Source organism: Thalassotalea nanhaiensis, assembly GCF_031583575.1.
In the GTDB taxonomy this organism is placed as follows: Bacteria; Pseudomonadota; Gammaproteobacteria; order Enterobacterales; family Alteromonadaceae; genus Thalassotalea_A; species Thalassotalea_A nanhaiensis.
The window spans coordinates 4,244,110-4,266,079 of sequence record NZ_CP134146.1; the positions used below are offsets into that span (position 1 = coordinate 4,244,110).

A 21,970-nucleotide genomic window follows, 5' to 3' on the forward strand; every position below is an offset into this window, starting at 1 on the left:
CACTTGTACTCATCGTTTATTAAAGAACACGCTGCTTTGTTTAATGACCACATCATTATCAGCAGGTTCCGTTTGATGGATAACAAACGAAATATCAGTCATATAATTTTTTAAGTCATAGGGGTCTACTGCAATACTGATGGCAATCGTATGTATTTCTGCGGCATTAACAGTAACAACTTTATCACCCTGCCATTCATAGTTGCCTAAACCTTCAACTTTAATTGCATAGGTCGCTTGATGTTGTGATTTATTCAGTATTTTCAAGGTGTACACATTTTCAATAAAGCCATCGATATTTTCCCGGGCGAGGGCATTTCTATCTCGGATAATATCTAATTGCAGCGGTACACGAGTGGCAATATCATTAATAAAAAAGCCCACCATAACCGTTAATACGATGGCATACATAAACAGTTTAGGTCGCAGGATATGTACGGTTTTACCTTTTAATACCGTTTCAGTGGTGTAGCGGATAAGACCTTTTTTATACTTCATCCGTTCCATTACGCCATCACAGGCATCGACACAGGCACCACAGTTAATGCACTCATATTGTAAGCCATTGCGTATATCAATGCCGGTAGGACAAACTTCGACACAAAGGTTACAGTCAATACAGTCGCCAAGCCCCAACTCTTTAGGATCGGCTTTGCGCCCCCTTGGTCCTCTATTTTCACCTCGGCCGTAATCATACGAGACGGTTACGGTGTCTTGATCAAACATCGCAGATTGAAAACGTGCATATGGACACATATGCAAACACATGATTTCACGCATCCAACCAGCATTACCATAGGTACAAAAAGCAAAAAACAAAATCCACAAGGTAATCAAAAATGACGCATTAAAAGTAAAGAAATCTATGGTGAGTTGCTGCATTGGGGTGAAATAACCAATAAAGGTAATTGCCGTTAATAACGAAAACAGCAGCCAACAGCCATGTTTAAGTGCTTTTCGCCAAAACTTATCAAAGTTCATCTTTTGAGAATCAAGTTTTTTACGCTTATTGGCAGCACCTTCAAACTTTTCTTCGAACCAAATGAAAATGAAGGTCCAAACAGTTTGTGGGCACAAATAGCCACACCAAACTCTACCGAGAAAGGTGGTGACAAAAAACAGCAAAAATGCGCCAATAATACAAATCCATGCAAGCAGGGTTAAATCTTGTGGCCAAAGAGTTAAACCAAAAATGTTAAACCTTTGCTCACCGATATCAAATAAAATGGCTTGTTGGCCGTTGTATTGCAACCAGGGAAGGGCTGCGAACATCGCCAGAAAGAATATATTCATTTTACGACGAATATTTTGGAAGAAACCTTTCACTTTGCGAACATAAATTTGATCACGCGGTTTATATTGCTCAACACTACCCGATTTAGGTCGATGTACCTTAATATTTTTAACAGGAATTGTTTGAGTTTGTACTTTTGCAGGCTTTTTATTGTCAACCATGGCCATTCCAAAATTGAGGCATATTTCTATCGCTCAATTATAACAAGGGTATTCACTAAAAGCGTGATTTAGATTAAGTTTTTTTAATTTTTTAACATTTGCTTAAAATGGGTTATTATCACTATTAATCACTAATTCCGATAAAATCGAGCGCACATGTTTAAAAATCTAATAATAATAATTGTTGCAATAGCGGTGTATTTACACTTTTATCCGAATGAAGAGTTAAATGAATGGTTCAGTGAAACAAAGCAACAGGCGCAAGAGGACTTCTCTGAGATTGCCGATACCAAAGCAAAAGTAGCACCAAGTAAGTTGATTTCAGTATTACAAACTGACTTTAAAAAGTTTTCGAAAAAAGAGGTCGCTTATGTAAAACAAGTTGCAGAAACTCGTGATTCATTAAAAGCATTTCATAAAGAGTACTGCGTAGAGCCTAAGGATAACCCAAGGTTACGCAGACAATATCAATTAAAAGTATGTTCGACTATCGATCAATACAGAATTTTGTAGCGTTATATTAAAAAGATTTTAGCGGTTATTACCTAAATCTTGTAACACCTGAGCAAATTTATCGGCGCTCGATGTTTGCTCTGCGTGTTCACCATTATTGATACACCAACACCCATTTACCATTACATCCTTTATTGGATTATCTTGACTGGCAAACATCATACTGTCTAAAACAAATTTATTTTGATTGGCAAATAAACGCGTCTTATTTTCGTCCAGCACTAATAAATCGGCTTGTTTACCTATCTCAAGCTCGCCAGTATTACTACTGGTGCTAAGTGCTCCGGCTTTCGCAGTATGTTGCCATAAATTTTGCCCGACAGAACGAGTGTCACTGGTTGCTAAGATGGCGCGTTGCTGCTTGATTAACCGTTGTGCATATTCAAGCAGTCGGATTTCTTCAATAGCAGATACGCTGATATGACTGTCAGAGCCGATAGCAACTTGCCCACCTTGGTCCATAAACTCAGTTGTAGGAAAAATACCATCGCCCAAGTTAGCTTCAGTGGTTGGACAAATACCGGCAATCGCTTGCGTTTTTATGATGCCAGCAACTTCTTGTTGATCAATATGAGTGGCGTGAATTAAACACCAGTGTTGATCCAGGTCCATATTATCTAACAACCATTGCACTGGTCGCTTGCCATAATGAGCGACACAATCCTGTACTTCTTTTTGCTGCTCACTAATGTGAATATGTATTGGCGCTTTGTCATCAAGGCTGCGCACATGCTGTACAGCCGCAACTAAAGACTCTTTATCAACTGCACGTAAAGAATGCGGCGCAATACCAACATTGGCATTGCGACTATCTTTGGCCATGGCAAAGCAGTCGCTTACTAATTGATTAAACTGTTCAATTGAATTAATGAACCGTTTTTGGCCATCATTGGGTGCAAGCGGTCCAAAACCACTGAAGCGATACATAACCGGCAGCATGGTTAAACCAATACCAGTATTGTTTGCAGCATTAAAAATTGCCTTAGCCATTGCAGCAAGTGGCTGATGATTTTCACCATCTTTTTGATGATGCAAATAATGAAACTCTGCCACTCGGGTATAACCCGCTTTCAACATTTCAATATACAGCTGCTTGGCAATAACTTCCGCTTGCTCAGTAGAGATATTATCTAAAAACTGATACATAATTTTACGCCAAGTCCAAAAGCTGTCGTTGCTCTCGCTGCCTTGCTCAGAAAAGCCGGCAAAACCACGCTGAAAGGCGTGTGAGTGACAATTAACCATACCTGGGATAACAGCCCCCTTTGCTACCTCGGCATCACTCGCTTGCCCATCGGTAATGTTGGTGATTACACCGTTATCGATGTGTAAGGTTTTATTTTGTTGCCATCCTGAGGCCAGTAAAATATTTTCAGCAAATAGTTTCATCATAATTTTTGGTATCTTGGGGTTATTTATTAACAGCGAACTTCGCCATTGCATCAACAAGCAGCGCTAATTTAGGTTTTACTAAGTTAGCCTCTTGTTCGTTGTACGTTAACGTATCTTCATTTAAGTAAGTACGCTGTGAAAGCTCAAGCTGCAGGGTATGTATGTTACGTTCCAAGTCAGCATATTGACGGGTAATATAACCGCCCTTAAAACGGCCATTGGTTACTTGGCTATAAGGAGAGTAATCAACCGCTTCAACAGCGTCGACTAACTCACTTGCACAACTTACGCCGTTATTCGTGCCAAAGTTGAAGTCAGGCAGTTGGCCGTCAAAAAACCTTGGCACTACAGAGGCAATTGAGTGTGCTTCAAGCATTACCGCCTTGCCAAACTGTTGCTGTAAGCTATCTAACGTTGATGCAATAGCTTGATGATAAGGTTGCCAATAAAGCTTCACCCGGCGTTCATTTTCAGCTTCATCGGGTAATTGTTCTGGTAAATACAGCGGTTTAGATTCAAAACTTGTGGTTGGGCATAACTCAGTGGTATCACTACCCGGATAGAGATTTATTCCCGTAGGGTCTCTGTTTAAGTCAATTACATAGCGACTATATTTAGGCATTAAGATATAGGCACCAAGCTCAATAGCAAAATCATACAACTTATCCATGTACCAATCAGTATCTTGCACCGACAAACCGGTTTCGGTCATCTTCGCTTTGATATCATCTGGGATCTCTTCACCATTATGCGGCATGCTTATTAACAGCGGGATTTTACCTTGAATTAACGTATAAGTAGTGTTGCTCATGAAATGCCTTTTATTGCCGTTGTTATCCAATACTGGTTAAAGCCAGCACCGAACACAAGTTGTATATACAAATTATTGAGTGCCAATTTAACATTTTGCCGGGATGCTGGCAAAGAAATTAAGCAGTTAAATTTGCAAAACCATAAAAGTTTTGTTTTAATCGCACATCTTTCGAAACGAAACTTAATGATTTAAACTGAAACTTATGTCAAAACGAAATACCCAACAACGCCGTCATAATATTCTTAACCAGCTAACCGAAGCTGGCGAGGTAAGCGTTGATCAATTGGCAGCACAGTTTGAAACATCGGAAGTCACTATTCGCAAAGATCTCTCTGCGTTAGAAAAAAGTGGTTTGTTGTTACGCCGTTATGGCGGCGCAGTACCATTACCAAAAGAAATCACCTCATCTGAAAAAGTATCGAACCAAAAGATGGCTATTGCCATCGAAGCGGCAAAACATGTTCGAGATCATAATCGTATTATTATCGACAGTGGCAGAACTACAGCAGCAATTATTCCTGAGCTAAAACAAAAGAAAGGCCTGGTGGTAATGACCAACTCATTATCAATTGCTGACTCATTGAATGAATTAGAAAATGAGCCAACACTTTTGATGACCGGTGGTACATGGGATAGCAGCTCAGAGGCGTTTCAAGGCAAAGTAGCTGAATTGGTACTAAGATCATATGACTTTGATCAGTTATTCATTGGTGCCGATGGCATTGATATAGAACGTGGTACAACAACCTTCAATGAGCTGATCGGTCTTTCGCAAGTTATGAGTGAAGTCGCCCGAGAAGTGATTGTTGTGGTTGAATCAGAAAAAATAGGTCGCCGCATCCCAAATTTAGAGTTGCCATGGCAACGCATAAACACGCTGATCACCGATGATGGATTGTCAGCAGATTTACAACACAAAATTCAAGCACAAGGCATTCAGTTGATTTGTGCTAAAAGTAATTAATATAAATTTAAGGTTTTAATATGTGTGGAATAGTTGGTGCAGTAGCACAACGTGATGTAGCAGACATTTTAGTAGAAGGGTTAAAACGCCTGGAATATCGTGGTTACGACTCTGCCGGTGTTGCCGTTATTGATGATAATAGTAATTTACACCGTGTTCGTCGTTTGGGGAAAGTGCAAGAACTGGCAAGTGCATTAGCAGATTCTCCAGTAAATGGCGGAACGGGCATCGCTCATACACGCTGGGCTACTCATGGCGTTCCAAGCGAAACAAATGCTCATCCACATGTATCAGGCACTAATATTGCCGTTGTTCATAACGGTATTATTGAAAACCATGAACAATTAAAACAACAATTAACCGCACTAGGTTATGTATTTGTCTCTGAAACCGACACAGAAGTTATTGCTCATTTAGTTCACCACGAACTCAAAACAGCTCAGTCATTATTACAAGCAGTACAAAGTGCCAGTAAGCAATTTGAAGGCGCATACGGTACGGTAATTATGGATACTAATGACAAAGACCGTGTTGTTGTTGCACGCTCCGGTAGTCCATTGGTTATTGGTTACGGTTTAGGTGAAAACTTTTTAGCCTCAGATATGATGGCACTATTGCCAGTTACTCGTCGTTTCTCATTTTTAGAAGAAGGGGACGTGGCTGAAATCACTCGTTTTGAAGTAAACATCGTCGATAAAGACGGTAACAACGTTGAACGTGAAATAACTGAAGCATCGGTTAGCCATGACGCCGGCGACAAAGGTGAATATCGTCACTTTATGCTTAAAGAAACCTACGAACAACCAACGGCTATTCGAAATACGCTGGAAGGGCGCTTCACTGACGGAAAAATTAATAGCGACGCGTTTGGACCAAATGCTGATGACATCTTTAAAGACATCGAACATGTACAAATAATTGCTTGTGGTACCTCTTACCATTCAGGCATGGTTGCTCGTTACTGGTTAGAAGAGCATGCCGGCGTATCGTGTAATATTGAAATTGCCAGTGAATTTAGATACCGCAAATCATTCGTCCCTAAAAACGCGCTAATCGTTACAATTTCTCAATCGGGTGAAACCGCAGATACGTTAGCAGCATTACGTTTAGCTAAAGATCTTGGTTATCGTGCCAGCCTTAGTATTTGTAATGTGCCAGGTTCATCATTGGTACGTGAATCAGACTTGGCATTTATGACTAAAGCAGGCGCAGAAATTGGCGTTGCTTCAACAAAAGCATTTACTACCCAGTTAGTTGGATTAATGATGATGACAATCGCCATTGGTCAGCACAAATGCATGGATGATGATGCTCAAAAAGCCATTATTTCATCACTTATGAGCTTACCTAATAAGCTTGAAGAAGTACTGACTTTGGCCAGCAGTATTGAAGGTTTAGCTGAAGATTTTGCCGATAAACAGCACTCGTTATTTTTAGGTCGTGGCGATCAATATCCTATCGCAATGGAAGGTGCGCTAAAGCTTAAAGAAATTTCATACATTCACGCCGAAGCTTATGCCGCCGGTGAATTAAAGCATGGCCCGTTAGCTCTTATTGATGCCGATATGCCCGTTATTGTGGTAGCGCCACGCAACGATTTAATTGAAAAGTTAAAATCAAACGTTGAAGAAGTTCGCGCCCGTGGTGGTTTAATGTATGTGTTTGCCGATGTTGACGCAAAATTTGCCAGTGACGATACAATGAAAGTAATCAACGTGCCACATTGTGATGATGTAATTGCACCAATCGTTTACACCTTGCCGTTACAATTATTGTCGTACTACGTGGCAATTATTAAAGGTACTGATGTTGACCAACCGCGTAACTTAGCAAAATCAGTTACGGTTGAATAAGCATTAACAGCGAACGTAATACCAATTCGGATAATGATGTGATCGTTAGGCGAATTGGTATTAACCAAAGGTCTTCATTTAACATTCACTAAAATCACTACCGGTAATAGGTTTTTGCGGATTATCAGGCGTCACCGAGTCATTTGGCGTGTAGTAATAGGTATAACACTTAGTAGTGTTCAGGTTATAACCATTCGGGTATATAACAAATCCACGTCCTCTTGAGGCACTATCGACGTAATCTCTATTAGGATTACGAAACCAACCACTATTACGATGACGGACACAAAAATCCATACCTTCTTCATCACAATCGTTTGAAGTTACTTGGGCAGTACTACTGATATCCACTAAATGAATAAAGGTATTATTCCATCGACCATCGGCATATCCGCCGCGGATACGAATTCGTTGGCCACTTTTTAACGTGAATCGACTTTTATTGGCATTTAAATTTTCTGGGTGCAGAGTTATTTGCACCGTAACCATATCTCTAGCGGCAGCTATGCTTGCTATTTGAGCTTTCATTACCGCTTGATCGGCAGACTTGGTTAAATCTATAAACTTAGGTACAGCAACCACTGCAAGTACCGCTAACAGTACAACAACGATGACCATTTCGACTAAAGTAAAGCCTAAAGATGGCTGTTTAGTTGTTCGAAAAGCAGCTAAATTGCAGGGGATAAAGCAAGTTCTATGCATCTAATATCGGCCATATAGAGTTAATATTTATAGTTGTTTTTCTATTAACTTAGAGCGTTAATAATTAAAACATACCAAAAACCAACTCAACAGGCACGCATTATAGGTAAGTAATATACTGTTAAACAAGCAAATAGCTCCATCCTACGGTAATGTTAATCCGCAACATTAATCACTAGTTTTCCAGTATTTCTGCCAGAAAATAATCGAGGCAATGCCGCTTGCGCATTTTCCAAACCATCGACAGTAGTATTGCGGTACTGCAATTTACCTTCAAGCAGCCATTGCTCCATGGTTGGTAATATTGTGTCCATTTGCTCTAAATAATCGAGTATTAAAAATCCCTCCATGCGTAAGCGTTTGGTCGCCAGCATAAAGCTATTTTTTAAACCGTAGACTTTCTCTTTTTCTTCCAAGGTTTGGTACTGAGAAATACTGCCCGACACCACAACAACGCCGTTCATTGCCATATTTTCAAGGGCAGCATCAAGCATTTCACCGCCAACGTTATCAAAAAACACATCAATACCATTTGGAAACTGTGCTTTCATGGCTGCCGATATATCCTGCTCATTGCGGTAATCAATAGCACCATCCATGTTAAATTGTGAACAGAGTAGTTCACACTTTTGCTCTCCACCGGCAATACCTACGGTATAACAACCTGTAGCTTTAGCAATTTGACATGCTGCTAGCCCAGTTGCACCAGCAGCACCTGAAACCAGTACCTTACTGTTAGGCGCTATGTTGCCTATTTGATGCATACCAACATAGGCAGTCCAACCGGTTAGACCCAATGCTGACACATAAGCTTCAAGGGGAATTTGCGGATTCGGATTAAACTTAATTGCGCCATTTTGCGCAGTTAATTGCGCTGCTGGTACTACCGCATATTGTTGCCAACCCAGCATGGCAAAAACATGATCACCAACCTTAAAATTATCATCTTTAGATTCTTCTACTCTACCAACAACTAAACCACGCATTACGTCGCCAATTTGTAGTTGCGGTAAATAGTCTTTCTTTTCGCTTAACCATAAACGGTTAGAGGGATCTAAACTCAACAGTAATGTTTTAATTAATACCTCGCCGTCATTTAAATCTGCAAGTGGGACTTCAACAAGTGATAATTCATTGCCCGTTAACTCGCCCTTTGCGTACTCATTAATGATCCACGCTTGTTGATGTTGCATATAGAAGTCCAGTATTAATACAAAGAATGATAAAAGTTTATCACTGTTCGTTATTTAATATGTATTCATTGCCATTACAATTATTATCAAAATCATCCAATCTATTTATTCAATTACAAACATCGATTTATATCGCTTTAATAAATTAACGCTGTGCAGGATAATTACTCCATCGAATTAGCAGACACCAAAGAAACGGTTGTCACCAACAATATTAAAATTTACCGGAGCACCTATGTTAGATATTAAAACAGGCCAATCAATCCCAAGCGTAACATTTCCAACTCGCGTTAATAACGAATGGAAAAACATAACAACAGAAGAATTATTTAAAGGTAAAACCGTTGTAGTATTTTCATTACCAGGCGCATTTACTCCTACGTGTTCGTCTACTCACTTACCTCGTTACAATGAACTAGCAAACACGTTCAAAGAAAACGGCGTTGATGACATTGTATGTTTATCAGTAAACGATACGTTTGTAATGAATGCATGGGCTGCGGACCAGGAAAGTGACAACGTAACATTAATTCCTGATGGTAATGGTGAGTTTACTGACGGCATGGGCATGTTAGTTGATAAAGCCGACTTAGGCTTTGGCAAACGTAGCTGGAGATACTCTATGTTAGTTAAAGATGGTGTGGTTGAAAAAATGTTTATCGAAGAAAATGTTCCTGGCGACCCGTTTGAAGTGTCAGATGCCGATACTATGCTTGATTACATCAACCCAAATGCTAAAAAACCACAAGCGGTAAGTATTTTTACAAAGCCAGGTTGTCAATTTTGTTTAAATGCAAAACAGTTATTAACTGACCATGGTTACGCCTTTGAAGAAATTGAATTAGGAAAAGACGCAAGTTTAACCTCATTAAAAGCAATTACCGGCAATGACACAGTACCACAGGTATTTATTGACAATAATCACATAGGTAGCAGCGAAGACCTTGCTAGTTTTTTAGCAAAATAATTTAACGTTTGTGCTCGCGCACTTTGAAACATGATACCAATTAGAGTAAATTTATTCCCAGCTCAGAGTTTTGTTATAGGATTAATAACAAATAAAATTTGTTTAGATATAGTTTGTCTATATTAAATATATTTTGTGCAGTTAGTAGGCCTATAACAAACTCCCAAAGGGTGAGTTTAAAATGCTTATATGCTGCGTTATTAATTTTGACAAGGGAATAACCATTCTCATCAATCAATGCCTTACCTATAAGCTTTTTAATTCTCACTGAGCAGGATATAACTTACTTTAATTGGTATGTGTCTCTTCCTTACCCACTACAACTTTCAGCCTCTATTTAATCGTATAAATAGGGGCTTTTTTTTGGCCAGGGATGGCCTATATGACAAAAATGCACTAATACAAGGATGTATGTAGGTAGAATAACGCAGGAGCAGTTATCGAGGAGCAATTTTTTGTTTCACTTCATGGATGAAGGAATGCAAATCGCCATGGAAGGCTTTTGATTTGTAACAAGGATGCACTAATACAAGGACGTATGTAGGTAGGTAGAATAACGAAGGAGTAGTTATCGAGGAGCAATTTTTTGTTTTACTTCATTAAACGGTATTAAAACTAACGAAAATCATGACTATTTAATGCTACTATTTACATATTAATCATCAATACAAAATACTATGGATAATCAACCTTATAACCCTTTGCACGGTGTTACTTTGCAAAAAATCGTTACCGATCTTGAGCAGCACTTTGGTTTTAGTGAGCTAGGCAAGCTAATCAAAATAAAATGTTTCACTACCGATCCCAGCATAAAATCGAGTTTGAAGTTTTTGCGCAAAACGCCTTGGGCACGTGAGAAGGTTGAGCAACTTTACATTAAGAACAAACATAAATTGGGATAAACATGAGTGAAACTAAAACCTATAAGGGTAGTTGTTTATGCGGGCAAGTTCAGTATCAAATTAGCGAACCACTAAAAATGTTTCAATACTGTCATTGTTCCCGTTGTCGTAAAATCACCGGCAGTGGCTTTGCGCCAAACATTTTCGTACCTTTACAGCAATTTAGTTGGCTCAGTGGTAAAGACTTACTTGGTCGCTATACCGTACCGGAAGCAAAGTACTTTGCCACCAGCTTTTGTACAAATTGTGGTTCCACCATGCCCTGGTTAACCCAAACAGAGCAAATTTATGTACTACCGGTTGGTACTTTAGATGACGAAATTGAGTTAAAGCCCAGCCAAAATATTTTTTGCGCCGAAACACCTAAATGGCATACCAGCTTTGATCAACTACCTAAGTTTAATCAAGGCCCGAAATAACCTTTTGCTTCTACGACAAAGAGTAAACACCGAATATGACTACAATCGCTTACCGCATTAGTGCCAGTAACCCTAATGCTCACCAATTTACAGTAACCATTGATATACCTTCACATGAGCATTCACAGCTGACATTATCCTTACCATCATGGCTGCCGGGTTCTTATATGATCCGCGATTTTGCTAAAAACATTATTACGTTTAATGCCTCAATGGCACAACAACCAATTGAGTTTTGCAAAACTGACAAACAAACTTGGGTGTTAACAACGAACGGTGCTGCAGTTAGGGTTGAGTACGATATTTATGCATTTGATTTATCAGTTCGCACCGCTTTTTTAGATAATCAGCGTGGTTTTTTTAATGGCAGTTCAACGTTCTTAGAAGTACAAGAATTAGCTGAGCATCCTTGTAGCTTACAGATAATTAAACCTGAAGGGCTAAATAATTGGAAAGTTGCTACCGGATTGCCTAGAGCAAATGGCACCGAAATATATCAATTTGGCGATTATATTGCCGATAACTATCAACATTTAATCGATTGCCCAGTAGAGTTAGGTGATTTTGATGTGATCGAATTTGATGTCGCTAATGTGCCACATTATTTAGTATTTGCCGGCCGCCATTTTGGTGATCGGGAAAGGTTAAAAAATGATATTGCTAAGCTTTGCCAACACCACATTGATTTATTTGGCGAAGCACCGTTTAGTGAATACTGGTTTATCACCAATTTACTTGGTAATGGCTTTGGCGGTTTAGAGCATAAAAACTCAACCGTATTAGTCGCAAGTCGGTTCGACCTACCTAACCCAAATAAACCTGAAGAACTCAGCGATAACTATAAAACGTTTTTATCTCTGTGCTCACATGAATATTTTCATGCCTGGAATGTTTGCCGGATAAAACCAGAAGAGTTTGTCCCTTACGACTTAAGCAAAGAAGTGCATACCAATCAGTTGTGGGCTTATGAAGGGATCACATCTTACTTTGATGACTTTTCATTATTTAGAGCGGGTATTATTCCATTTAAAGACTACTTAACCATTCTGTCTAAAACCATGACTCGTGTTTACCGAGGGCAGGGTGAATTGAAACAGTCGGTAAGCGATTCCAGTTTTGATACCTGGACCAAGTTTTATAAACAAGGCCCTGATGCAGTTAACAATATTGTAAGTTATTACACCAAAGGATCGTTAATCGCTCTGTGGCTGGACTTAACCATAAGAGAACACAGCAAAGGCAAATTTAGCCTGGACAACTTGATGAAAACACTATGGTTAGAGCATGGAAAAACGGGAATAGGTACAAACGAGAAGCACTTTATCAACATCGCCAACCAGTTATGTGACAGTGATATCAGTGAGCAATTTACCCAACTACTACACCGCGCAAATAGAGTCCCACTTGAGCAGCTATTAGCACAAGTAGGCGTCACGTTTGAGCGTGCTCCTTATAAAAAACTAAACAGCTTTGACGGTGAAAATAAATCATCATACAAACCTTACTTAGGCGCATTTTATAAACAGACGCCTGCGGGGCTAAAAGTGACGGTAGTAGAACAAAGCTCTCCTGCTGAGCAGGCGGGATTAAGTGTAGATGATGTAATTATTGCCGTTGATAATTTAAAGGTTAGCGACAAATCGTTGCAATCGTTACTGGATCATACTCCTGAAAATCAACAACTAGATTGCCACGTATTCAGAGATGACAAACTACTGAAATTGCCGTTAACGGTTATTGATACGCCAAAACTTGCGGTGCAGCTTACTGTTGAAAATGAGCAATTAGTTAAAAACTGGCAAAGAATTATCTAGCCTGAGCTCGGGTTACTTAGCGTTATTCCCCCTCCCTAAATGCTCATTTAATAATCCATAAATTAAATGAGCACTTATCTTTCTTTTTTGTATTTAACCTGAACTTGGGTAAAGAAATTAGCTCGCCTATTGCAAACAAATTTAACACTGTAGTAAGGAAAAACAGCTACTAGAAAGCAAGTTGTTATCCCGAGTTCAGCTTATTTAGCCAACCGAAACTTTTTTGAGCCAGATCAAGTGCTGTTTTTCTAGACGCGCTAATCTAGCGAAATAAGGAGAATTGCAATGATTGTTGAGAAACTAAAAGCCTCATTAATTGCTAAGCAAGATGAATTAACAAAACGCTTAGCCGCTATTGAAACAGATTTTAAAAAAGGTCGTAGCCAAGACTTTGCCGAACAATGTACGGAAAGTGAAAACGACGAAGTGCTTGATGAAATCCATCAACAAACTTTGCTGGAACTGCAAAAAATTAAACAAACCCTAGCGATGTTACAAACCGAGCAATACGGTATTTGTACAGATTGTGGCAAGCCCATTTCCAAAGAACGTTTAGAAGCTTTGCCATATACCAAAACATGCTTTAATTGCAGCCAAGAATAGACATTAAACCTTAAAATTAGCGATCAGGAATTGATTATGAATATAGAAAAACACGACTTACATCATGAATTTCCAGAATTTAAAGATGAAATCCGCACTTTAAAGATGAACAACAATCACTTTGCCAAAGTATTTAAAGAATACCATGAGCTTGATCATGAAGTGATTCGCATTGAAGAAGGCGTAGAAAACACCTCTGATGACTATTTAGATCAACTTAAAATGAAACGTCTTAACCATAAAGATGAATTATTTTTAATGTTAAAAAAATACCAGGCAACTCAAGCCTAATCAGGTTAACTTGCTCAGTTATTCTTCTTTTGTAAGAAATAAGCAATATATACACTTAAGCCGATTAATGCTCCGCCAACGACCAGGCGTGCATAATCGGCACTTTCAGAAAAGATTATAATCGCAAATATAACCGCTAATGGCACATAGCCATTATTCATTACCGCTAAGGTTGGTGTATTTACCTGCTTACTACCTTTATTCCAAAAGTAGAAACACAAACCTGAAGAGATCACGCCAAGATATATTAATGCCCACCATTGCTTAGCATCAATATTTACCTGACCTAAATCAACGCTCATTGCTGTATAAACACCGGCCAATAATGCTGCGCCAACATACATCCAAAGCATATTTTCACTGTCGGGTTGATCTTTAGCGACATACTTATAACTTACCTGACCAATAGCAAACGCAATATTAGCGACTTGCAGCAACAAAAATCCGGTAATAAATTCAGCTTGTTGTGGTGATTTAAACACTATAACGCCGGCACCAAGGATTGAGATCAGCACAGGTAATAAATAGCTCACGTTAAAATATTTATTTATTACTGCATTTGCTAATAACACATACAAAGGTGTAAATATGGTAAATACCGCAACCAAATATCCAGGAAGGTATTGATAGGACTGAATATAAGCAAGGTACATTACGCCAAATTGCAACGCTCCTAACAACATCAATTTACTGTTCGGTTTAAATGATTTTAAAAATAGCAGGCATGGTAAAAAAGTAAGCACACATAGCAGTAAGCGAATACTGGCGACCACTTCTGGTTGAATACCGGTTAATTGTCCCTTTATTAAGCCAAAAGAAAATGCCCAAACTATCGACACTAGCACTAAAAAAAACATAAAACCCCTGTAAATTTAATCGCTTTTAACCAGATATGAATCACTAATCATCGGACTTGTAAAAAAGTTGTAAGAAAGCGCTGTATTTTCTGCTATTGTAAAACAATAATAGTGCTAACAGTAACACTATTTTCAGGCTGATAAACATGATGAAAGACATGTATATCAATAATAATAAAAATTAATTCAAGAATTTTCTATGACAACTCAAGCAGAAATAAATAGTGAAATTGACGAGCAACTACAGCTACTTGCCGGCGATATCTTTATTCAACTTGAAGATAGGTTTAATCAACTCGCGGCTAAAATTAGTGAACATGCAAAAATTGATAAACAGCAAGCGTTAGAAAAACAAAAGCTTGAGCTTGATGAAAAAAATAGTGCTGTGCATGAAAAGTTGAGCCAGTCTAAGCACGACTCGGTAAATCTTAAGTTTAGCGAAATAGAGCAGCTGAAAAAGAAACTGCTTACTTACGAAACCAAATACAGCGCACTGAAAGAGCGTGCAATTCAGATTGAAACTCATCTAAAAATTAAGTTAAAAGATGAACAGCATACATTAGAAGACTTACGCTTAACAAAAGAAAACCGTGAACTGCTACAAAGCCAATTAGAACCGTTAAACGAGCAAGTAACCGGCTTAGCCAAAGATAAAGACAAATTATTAAAAGATGTTGAAAAGCTTGATAAAAAATATCAACAACTTAAACAATCAGCTGAACATGATCTAGCTGAGCTAAAAGCAACGTTTGCAGATGATCAAAAAAAACAACAAGAATTAAAATCTAATTTTGAACAACTGAATGAATCACATACCGCGTTACAAGCCAAGTTTACTGAAGTTGAAACTGCTAAAGAAAATGCTGAACAGCTAACCGCTTCGTTGAAAAAAGAGCATAAGGCAACTACAGATAAACTAGTAAAATCTCACAATGAACGCTTAAAAGTTTATGAACAGGCATCAGGTTCAAGTACAGATGCGTTAAAAACAATAGAGACTCAATTAGATAAATCACAACAAACAAATATTAATTTAAAAGACGAAATAAGTGATTTAAAAAGTCAGATAAAAAGCCTTACTCAGGAAAGTAAAACCCTTTCAGTAGAAAGCAAAAATTTAGTTAAAGCGCATAGCCAAGCCATAACAAAGCTTGAGAAGCAGCATAAAACTGACTTTACAGAACAAGATAAAACCCTAAAAAGCAAACAAAAAGAATTAGATAAACAACAACTCGCGCATGATAAGTTGGTTGCTAAAGAGCAACAACAAAGCCAAAAAGTTAGTGAACAAGCGCTACAAATAAAAACGCTAAATTCTGATATCACAGAATTGAATATTAAACTCGATTGTATTAATGAAGCGCATCAAAAAGCACTAGAAAAACAACAGCAGGAGTTTGACAAGCAGTTATCTACGCTGGCCAAAGATAAAGAAGGCATTAGTGAAGTAATCGCTGATTTTGAGAAAAAACTTAATAATGCTCATACAGATAAGCAAGGTTTAGAGCAACAAATTACAGACCTTAAATCAGCTCATCAAGCAGGTCTTGATAAAATCATTGCTGACAGTAGCAAAAAAGAAAAATCATTAAATAACTCTCTTTCTGCTTCTGAAAAACAAGTGACAAGTTTACAACAACAAGTTGATAAGCTAACACAATCACTTAATGCTGAGCAGCAAGATGTTAACAGTGCTACCGCCAGCTTGAAAAAGCAACTTGAGCAGACTGAAGGCTTGCTAGAGCAAAGTGAAAAACAGCAAAAATCTGCTTGGGTACAAAACAGTGCTTTAAAAGACAAAGTGACCAACAGAGATGAGCAATTAGAAGAGTTAAGAAGCAAAAACTCACAAGTTAATAGCCAATTAATTAGCCAACGTGAAAAATCTGAGAACCAACTAAATGCGGTAAAGAAAGAGCAAAAACAAATTCTTGAACAGGCGAATCAGCAAGCACAAGCTACTCAAAACAGCCACCAAGAAAAAATTAGTGATTTAGAATTACAATTATCAGCAGCTCAAACAAGATTTGAAAATTATCAAACTAAAACCGATGAAATACTCGAAAAAGTCAACCAAGATAAAGCTTCTCTTCAGAATCAATATGAGCAATTGCAACAGAGTAGCGCCAGCGGTACTTCGGAAGTTACTCGTTTAGAAGGGCTATTAGAAGCTGAACGAGAAAAAGTTGCTGAATTTGTCCAAAAGAATGCCGCGATAAGATCACGACAAGACTCTAGCGATGATCAAATTCGTAATATGCTGAAAGAATTACGTGATGAGAATCATGAATTAAAACGCCAGTTAGAAAGTGAAGTTGCTGAAATGGAATCTAAACTAACAGAATATCGCTTAAAATTTGAGTATGCTCAAAAACAAATAGCTCTCGGCTAACGTTTAATACAACATCCCGCTTTGAATATTAATGATTATGTGCGCTATAATTAGCGCACTTATCATTTGTGAGACACTCATTGTGCCAGTAAACATCTCTTTGCAAGACCTTTCTCCTTGGCAACAAACCGCTTTCGCCGCAGCAATTCTTGAACGTATGCTACCTAATTATCAAATGTTTTCGCAAGCAGCTGACTTTGGCAATTACAAAGTATTGCGTAACCAATTAGATTTGGTTTGGCAACGACTCGAGCAAGGGCAATTGAAAATCAATTTTGCTGCGCAATTAGAAAAGCTTGAAGATGAAATTCCAGATGTAGATAAGTTTGATTTTTTTGGCGTTCACCCAGCACTTGATACCTGTATGGCTTTAGGCTCTTTACTACAAGGCATGCAAGACAAAGATCCTGATACCATCAATAACGTAGGCTTGTTATCACATAGTAGCGTAAGTTACTACTTAGGTATCTTACTTGCCTCAGAGCAGGAACAACAAAAAGATATTGTTATTAATGAACAAGACATTGAAGATCATCCGTTAATGCAATGGGAAATAGAAACTCAACAAGAGTTATTCATGTCGGTTAAAATCAGCAAAGAAAATAAGCAAACCTGCAAACAATTAAAAGAAATGGCATTAAGTGAAGGCATGTCTAACCTAGGTATCGAAATCTAAGCTTAGGTTTACTAGGAAGTCAAAAATAATCAGCTATTCTTAATATAAGTAAAGAATATTAGGAATAGCTATGTCAGATCACCACACCTATAAAAAGCTCGAAGTCGTCGGTTCGTCACCGCTAAGTATTGAAGCGGCTATTGAAAATGCTTTGGCCGAATGTGCCAAAACCGTAAGTGATATGAATTGGTTTGAGGTTGTTGAAACCCGAGGCCACCTCGTTGAAAATAAAGTGGCTCATTATCAAGTTACGATAAAAGTTGGTTTTAGAATAAAATATAGCTAGCAAATAACAAGGTCAGAGTCCGCCGTTTTAATATGTGACTCTGCTGATCGTTTTTAACTGCGCTGATATAAGCGATAGGCAACCTGACCTGAAATCTTTTCTTTTAACAACTGCCAGTTAACGGGTAACTGCAGATCTGTAAGTTCAGACTCCACTTCTACATATATAACTGCCTCATCTGCTAACAAGCTTTTCGACTCTAGTAGCTCAGCTGTTTGTGCTACAAAGCCCTTTCTAAACGGCGGGTCAATAAATACTAAATCAAACTGTTGCTGTTCGGATTCTAATAAGGTTAAACAGCTGCCTTTATTAATTTGGGCATTGCTTGCTTTTAATAATTGGATATTGTCTTGAATTTGTTTGGCCGCAGTGGCATTTAATTCGTAAAATTGAGTGCTGCTAACCCCGCGAGATAAGGCTTCAAACCCTAAGCTACCCGAGCCAGCAAAGCAGTCTAAACACTTGGCATTGTATAGATAAGGCATTAACCAATTAAAAACCGTTTCTTTTACTCTGTCGGTTGTAGGTCTTAGACCATCGGCCATAATTACAGGAAGTTTACGACCGCGAAACTGCCCGGCGATAATTCGAACTTGACCTGTTTGTTGATTTTGACTTTTTGCTTTACGATTTTTAGCCATTTACTTACCATTTCAGCGAGTTTATTTTATCTTGGTTGGTTTTGCCAAACCAACTATGATGATATTATAAACAAAAAGGCGATTATACCAATCTATCTACCTACCATGGTAAATTTATTGCAGTCGCAATCTCCAACTTATTATCGAATTTATTTATTATGTCGAAGAAGAAAGGCCTTTTTGGCTGGCTGAAAAAAGATAAACCCGCAGTTGATGCTCCCGAAGAAATTTTAGAGGCAGTTGAAAGCACGGCAGAAAATGCAGAAGTAACTGAACAACCAAGTGTAGATGATTCAGAACAGACAGAAACTGTGACTTCTGAAGCTGAAGTACCTGTTGCTGCAGAACCTGCTGAAGAAGAGCCAGAGCCAGAGCCAGAGCCAGAGCCAGAGCCAGAGCCAGAGCAAAAAGCTACACCTGTGGTTGCTGAACCACAACAAAAATCTGGTTTTTTTGCTCGCTTAAAACAAGGTTTAACGAAAACCAGACAAAACCTTGGTGGTGGAATTTTTGATCTATTTCGCGGCAAAAAAATTGATGACGAATTATTTGAAGAGTTAGAAACACAGTTATTATTAGCTGACGTTGGCGTTGATACCACCACTAAAATTATAGATTCTTTGACTGAATCAGCATCGCGCAAGCAACTAAAAGATGCAGAAGCGCTTTATGATTTATTAAAAGCAGAGCTGAAGAAAATATTAGCAACCGTTGAACAACCAGAGCCTGAAACCAACGAAGGCCCACATGTTATTTTAATGGTTGGTGTTAATGGTGTTGGTAAAACCACAACGATTGGTAAATTAGCGAAACAATTTCAAGCCCAGGGTAAATCTGTAATGCTTGCTGCAGGCGATACTTTCCGCGCCGCTGCAGTTGAACAACTGCAAGTTTGGGGTGAGCGTAACGATATCCCTGTTGTAGCTCAGCACACAGGTGCTGACAGTGCTTCAGTTATTTTTGATGCGATTAATTCAGCTAAAAGTAAAGGTATCGATATTTTAATTGCCGATACTGCCGGTCGATTACAAAACAAAGCGCATTTAATGGAAGAATTGATTAAAGTTGTACGCGTGATGAAAAAAATTGACCAAAATGCCCCGCATGAGGTTATGCTAACTATTGACGCTGGTACTGGTCAAAATGCAATAAGCCAAACTCAATTATTTAATGAAGCTGTTGGCTTAACTGGAATTAATGTTACTAAACTAGACGGAACCGCAAAGGGTGGTGTTATATTCGCCTTAGCAGATAAGTTTAGCGTACCAATTCGTTATTTAGGTGTTGGTGAAGGAATTGATGATCTTCGACCATTTGATGGTGAAGATTTTATTGAAGCCCTATTTGAAACACAGGAATAGCACCACCAAATTCAACGTTGTTTAACTAAAATAATAATAAGTGACACACAATGATCCGTTTTAATGCTGTAAATAAAACTTATCCAGGTGGCTTTAACGCCTTAAGAAACATTAGCTTCAATTTAGAGACCGGTGAAATGGCGTTTTTAACAGGCCACTCAGGTGCGGGTAAAAGTACCCTGTTAAAACTGATCAGTGTTATGGAAAAGCCAACTGCCGGGCAAATTCTAATTAACAACAGTGATATATCACGAATTAATTATTCTCAAATCCCATATATGCGCCGCAATATAGGCATGATTTTTCAAAATCATAACTTACTCATGGATCGCACTATTTTTGACAATGTTGCACTACCTTTAGTGATTGAAAACGTAGGTCATAAAGAAACGCGTAAACGAGTTGAAGCGGCATTAGAAAAAGTTGGCCTGGCAAGCAAAATTAAATGCTACCCTCATATGCTTTCCGGTGGTGAACAGCAGCGAGTGGGCATAGCCAGAGCAATTGTTAATAAACCGCCAATCATTCTTGCCGATGAGCCAACCGGTAACTTAGATCCTAAATTATCATTAGATATTATTCGCCTTTTCGAAGAGTTCAACTCTGTTGGCGTATGTGTTCTTATCGCCACCCATGACCTTGGACTAATCGCCAGAATGAAATATCGTACCCTGACATTAAAGCAAGGCACGATGATCACCGATGGTTTAAGTCAGAGTGAAGAGGAGGAAGAGTAATGGCTAAGAAAGAATCAAATGCTTTACTTAGAAAGAGCACTGGCTTCTCATTAAATTCTCTGCTCATGTTACCTGTTCGTCACCTACAACAAGCTCTTGGTAGCTTAGGAGATTTATGGCGAACACCAATGGCGTCTATCATGACCATATTGGTATTAGGCATTAGTTTAACGCTGCCGGCGACTCTGCACCTGTTCACTAAAAATGCCCAACAAGTAAGTTCAAATTGGGATTCTGCTGCGCAAATTAGTGTTTTTTTAAAGCTGTCGGTTAAAGATAAAGACGCGCAAAATCTAGTAAAACGTATTCAGCTATATCCTGAAGTAAAAGAAGTACGTTATATTTCAGCGGCTGATGCATTAACCGAATTCAAAAAGCTTTCCGGCTTTGGTAAAGCGTTATCTTATTTAGATGATAATCCATTGCCAGCAACAATTCTGGTCACTCCATCAAAGCGTTTCAGCCAACCAACCGCAGCACAAGCATTACTGGAAAAGCTAGAAAAAGAAAGAGGTGTAGCTCAAGGTAAACTTGATCTTGAGTGGCTTACCCGTTTAGAAGCCATTATGGTGCTAATTCAAGACATAGTAACGTCATTAGCCATATTGTTAAGCTTATCTGTGGTATTAATTATTGGTAATACCATACGTTTAGCGATTTTAAATCAAAAGAGTGCCATTGCAGTAATGAAAATGGTTGGTGCTACTGATGCCTTTATTCAACGACCATTTATGTATACTGGTTTTTGGTATGGTGTGTTTGGCGGTTTACTAGCAGCAATAACCGTTGCAATCCTTGGTAGCTATCTCGATTACGCGATTGTTGACTTGGCCGAGCTTTATCAAAGCCAGTTTTCATTACAAACCCTAGACTTTGATGAAATCATGTTATTAATACTTACAGCTATTAGCTTGGGCTTACTTGGTAGCTATATTTCGGTTCGACAACATATTAAATCAATAGAACCTAGTGCAGACTGATCAATTTTCAGCTGAATTCATCTCTGGTTACAATTTGAAAAGACTGTTATTGAACTAATTAAATTTATTTGAATCAAACAGTTAAGTAGCATTTTAAGTGCTACGTTTTTTTCGATTAAATTATACTATTTTTTAAATTAGCGATCTCAAAAAAGCTA

The 21,970-nt window shown here is 38.4% G+C and carries 22 protein-coding genes; 15 read left to right on the top strand and 7 right to left on the bottom strand.

Annotated features, from left to right (window positions below; translation table 11 throughout):
* Positions 1–9: 9 nt before the first annotated feature.
* On the bottom strand, positions 10–1,455 hold the full coding sequence (ccoG, locus tag RI845_RS18480) for a cytochrome c oxidase accessory protein CcoG (protein ID WP_348387644.1): 1,446 nt from the start codon (positions 1,453–1,455) through the stop codon (positions 10–12).
* 156 nt (positions 1,456–1,611) lie between these two features.
* On the opposite strand from ccoG, the gene RI845_RS18485 reads away from it, so the two are divergent.
* Positions 1,612–1,968, top strand: coding sequence for a hypothetical protein (locus RI845_RS18485; protein ID WP_348387645.1), 357 nt, complete (start codon positions 1,612–1,614; stop codon positions 1,966–1,968).
* A gap of 18 nt (positions 1,969–1,986) precedes the next feature.
* Here RI845_RS18485 and RI845_RS18490 read toward each other — a convergent pair whose 3' ends face one another.
* Complete coding sequence (locus RI845_RS18490; RefSeq protein WP_348387646.1) at positions 1,987–3,360, bottom strand: formimidoylglutamate deiminase; 1,374 nt, start codon at positions 3,358–3,360, stop codon at positions 1,987–1,989.
* Between the two features lie 19 nt (positions 3,361–3,379).
* A complete protein-coding gene (hutG, locus tag RI845_RS18495) occupies positions 3,380–4,171 on the bottom strand; it encodes an N-formylglutamate deformylase (protein WP_348387647.1) in 792 nt (263 codons plus the stop codon).
* Between the two features lie 205 nt (positions 4,172–4,376).
* Between hutG and RI845_RS18500 the strand changes: the two genes are divergently transcribed.
* Complete coding sequence (locus tag RI845_RS18500; RefSeq protein ID WP_348387648.1) at positions 4,377–5,138, top strand: DeoR/GlpR family DNA-binding transcription regulator; 762 nt, start codon at positions 4,377–4,379, stop codon at positions 5,136–5,138.
* A gap of 20 nt (positions 5,139–5,158) precedes the next feature.
* Positions 5,159–6,991, top strand: a complete 1,833-nt coding sequence (gene glmS, locus RI845_RS18505) for a glutamine--fructose-6-phosphate transaminase (isomerizing) (RefSeq protein WP_348387649.1) — start codon at positions 5,159–5,161, stop codon at positions 6,989–6,991.
* A 78-nt stretch (positions 6,992–7,069) separates the two neighbouring features.
* Here glmS and RI845_RS18510 read toward each other — a convergent pair whose 3' ends face one another.
* Together RI845_RS18510 and RI845_RS18515 are read right to left on the bottom strand one after the other, a co-directional pair.
* Entirely contained in the window at positions 7,070–7,693 is a 624-nt protein-coding gene (locus RI845_RS18510) for a prepilin-type N-terminal cleavage/methylation domain-containing protein (protein ID WP_348387650.1), read from the bottom strand.
* 155 nt (positions 7,694–7,848) lie between these two features.
* Positions 7,849–8,886: an NADP-dependent oxidoreductase gene (locus tag RI845_RS18515; RefSeq protein ID WP_348387651.1), complete on the bottom strand. Its 1,038-nt coding sequence runs from the start codon at positions 8,884–8,886 to the stop codon at positions 7,849–7,851.
* Between the two features lie 235 nt (positions 8,887–9,121).
* Between RI845_RS18515 and RI845_RS18520 the strand changes: the two genes are divergently transcribed.
* The 6 genes from RI845_RS18520 to RI845_RS18545 all read left to right on the top strand — a co-directional run bounded on the left by RI845_RS18520 (position 9,122) and on the right by RI845_RS18545 (position 13,882).
* On the top strand, positions 9,122–9,853 hold the full coding sequence (locus RI845_RS18520; protein WP_348387652.1) for a glutathione peroxidase: 732 nt from the start codon (positions 9,122–9,124) through the stop codon (positions 9,851–9,853).
* A gap of 677 nt (positions 9,854–10,530) precedes the next feature.
* Positions 10,531–10,755 (top strand): VF530 family protein, encoded by a 225-nt coding sequence (locus RI845_RS18525; RefSeq protein ID WP_348387653.1) that lies wholly within the window; start codon positions 10,531–10,533, stop codon positions 10,753–10,755.
* 2 nt (positions 10,756–10,757) lie between these two features.
* Complete coding sequence (locus RI845_RS18530) at positions 10,758–11,174, top strand: GFA family protein (RefSeq protein WP_348387654.1); 417 nt, start codon at positions 10,758–10,760, stop codon at positions 11,172–11,174.
* 35 nt (positions 11,175–11,209) lie between these two features.
* Entirely contained in the window at positions 11,210–12,988 is a 1,779-nt protein-coding gene (locus tag RI845_RS18535) for a M61 family metallopeptidase (protein ID WP_348387655.1), read from the top strand.
* A 285-nt stretch (positions 12,989–13,273) separates the two neighbouring features.
* The gene (locus tag RI845_RS18540) at positions 13,274–13,591 is read left to right on the top strand and encodes a TraR/DksA family transcriptional regulator (protein ID WP_348387656.1); all 318 of its coding nucleotides are present in this window, start codon (positions 13,274–13,276) and stop codon (positions 13,589–13,591) included.
* A 36-nt stretch (positions 13,592–13,627) separates the two neighbouring features.
* Positions 13,628–13,882 (top strand): YdcH family protein, encoded by a 255-nt coding sequence (locus RI845_RS18545; protein ID WP_348387657.1) that lies wholly within the window; start codon positions 13,628–13,630, stop codon positions 13,880–13,882.
* 14 nt (positions 13,883–13,896) lie between these two features.
* Here the strand turns inward: RI845_RS18545 and RI845_RS18550 are convergent, their stop codons facing one another.
* Complete coding sequence (locus tag RI845_RS18550) at positions 13,897–14,739, bottom strand: EamA family transporter (protein ID WP_348387658.1); 843 nt, start codon at positions 14,737–14,739, stop codon at positions 13,897–13,899.
* Positions 14,740–14,938: 199 nt separating this feature from the next.
* On the opposite strand from RI845_RS18550, the gene RI845_RS18555 reads away from it, so the two are divergent.
* The 3 genes from RI845_RS18555 (at position 14,939) to RI845_RS18565 (ending at position 18,093) form a co-directional block, all read left to right on the top strand.
* On the top strand, positions 14,939–17,131 hold the full coding sequence (locus tag RI845_RS18555) for a coiled-coil domain-containing protein (protein ID WP_348387659.1): 2,193 nt from the start codon (positions 14,939–14,941) through the stop codon (positions 17,129–17,131).
* 82 nt (positions 17,132–17,213) lie between these two features.
* A complete protein-coding gene (locus RI845_RS18560) occupies positions 17,214–17,807 on the top strand; it encodes a YjaG family protein (protein ID WP_348387660.1) in 594 nt (197 codons plus the stop codon).
* Positions 17,808–17,877: 70 nt separating this feature from the next.
* Positions 17,878–18,093, top strand: a complete 216-nt coding sequence (locus RI845_RS18565) for a dodecin (protein ID WP_348387661.1) — start codon at positions 17,878–17,880, stop codon at positions 18,091–18,093.
* Between the two features lie 53 nt (positions 18,094–18,146).
* Here the strand turns inward: RI845_RS18565 and rsmD are convergent, their stop codons facing one another.
* Positions 18,147–18,734 carry a 16S rRNA (guanine(966)-N(2))-methyltransferase RsmD gene (rsmD, locus tag RI845_RS18570; RefSeq protein WP_348387662.1) on the bottom strand — a complete coding sequence of 196 codons (588 nt, stop codon included), beginning with the start codon at positions 18,732–18,734 and terminating at the stop codon, positions 18,147–18,149.
* 158 nt (positions 18,735–18,892) lie between these two features.
* Here rsmD and ftsY point away from each other — a divergent pair, with 158 nt between their 5' ends.
* From ftsY to ftsX, 3 genes are read left to right on the top strand one after another with little or no spacing between them, the layout of a single operon-like run.
* On the top strand, positions 18,893–20,095 hold the full coding sequence (gene ftsY, locus RI845_RS18575; RefSeq protein WP_348387663.1) for a signal recognition particle-docking protein FtsY: 1,203 nt from the start codon (positions 18,893–18,895) through the stop codon (positions 20,093–20,095).
* A gap of 50 nt (positions 20,096–20,145) precedes the next feature.
* Positions 20,146–20,832, top strand: coding sequence for a cell division ATP-binding protein FtsE (ftsE, locus tag RI845_RS18580; protein WP_348387664.1), 687 nt, complete (start codon positions 20,146–20,148; stop codon positions 20,830–20,832).
* On the top strand, positions 20,832–21,812 hold the full coding sequence (ftsX, locus tag RI845_RS18585; protein ID WP_348387665.1) for a permease-like cell division protein FtsX: 981 nt from the start codon (positions 20,832–20,834) through the stop codon (positions 21,810–21,812). Before ftsE ends, ftsX begins: the two co-directional genes overlap by 1 nt.
* The last annotated feature ends 158 nt before the right edge of the window (positions 21,813–21,970 follow it).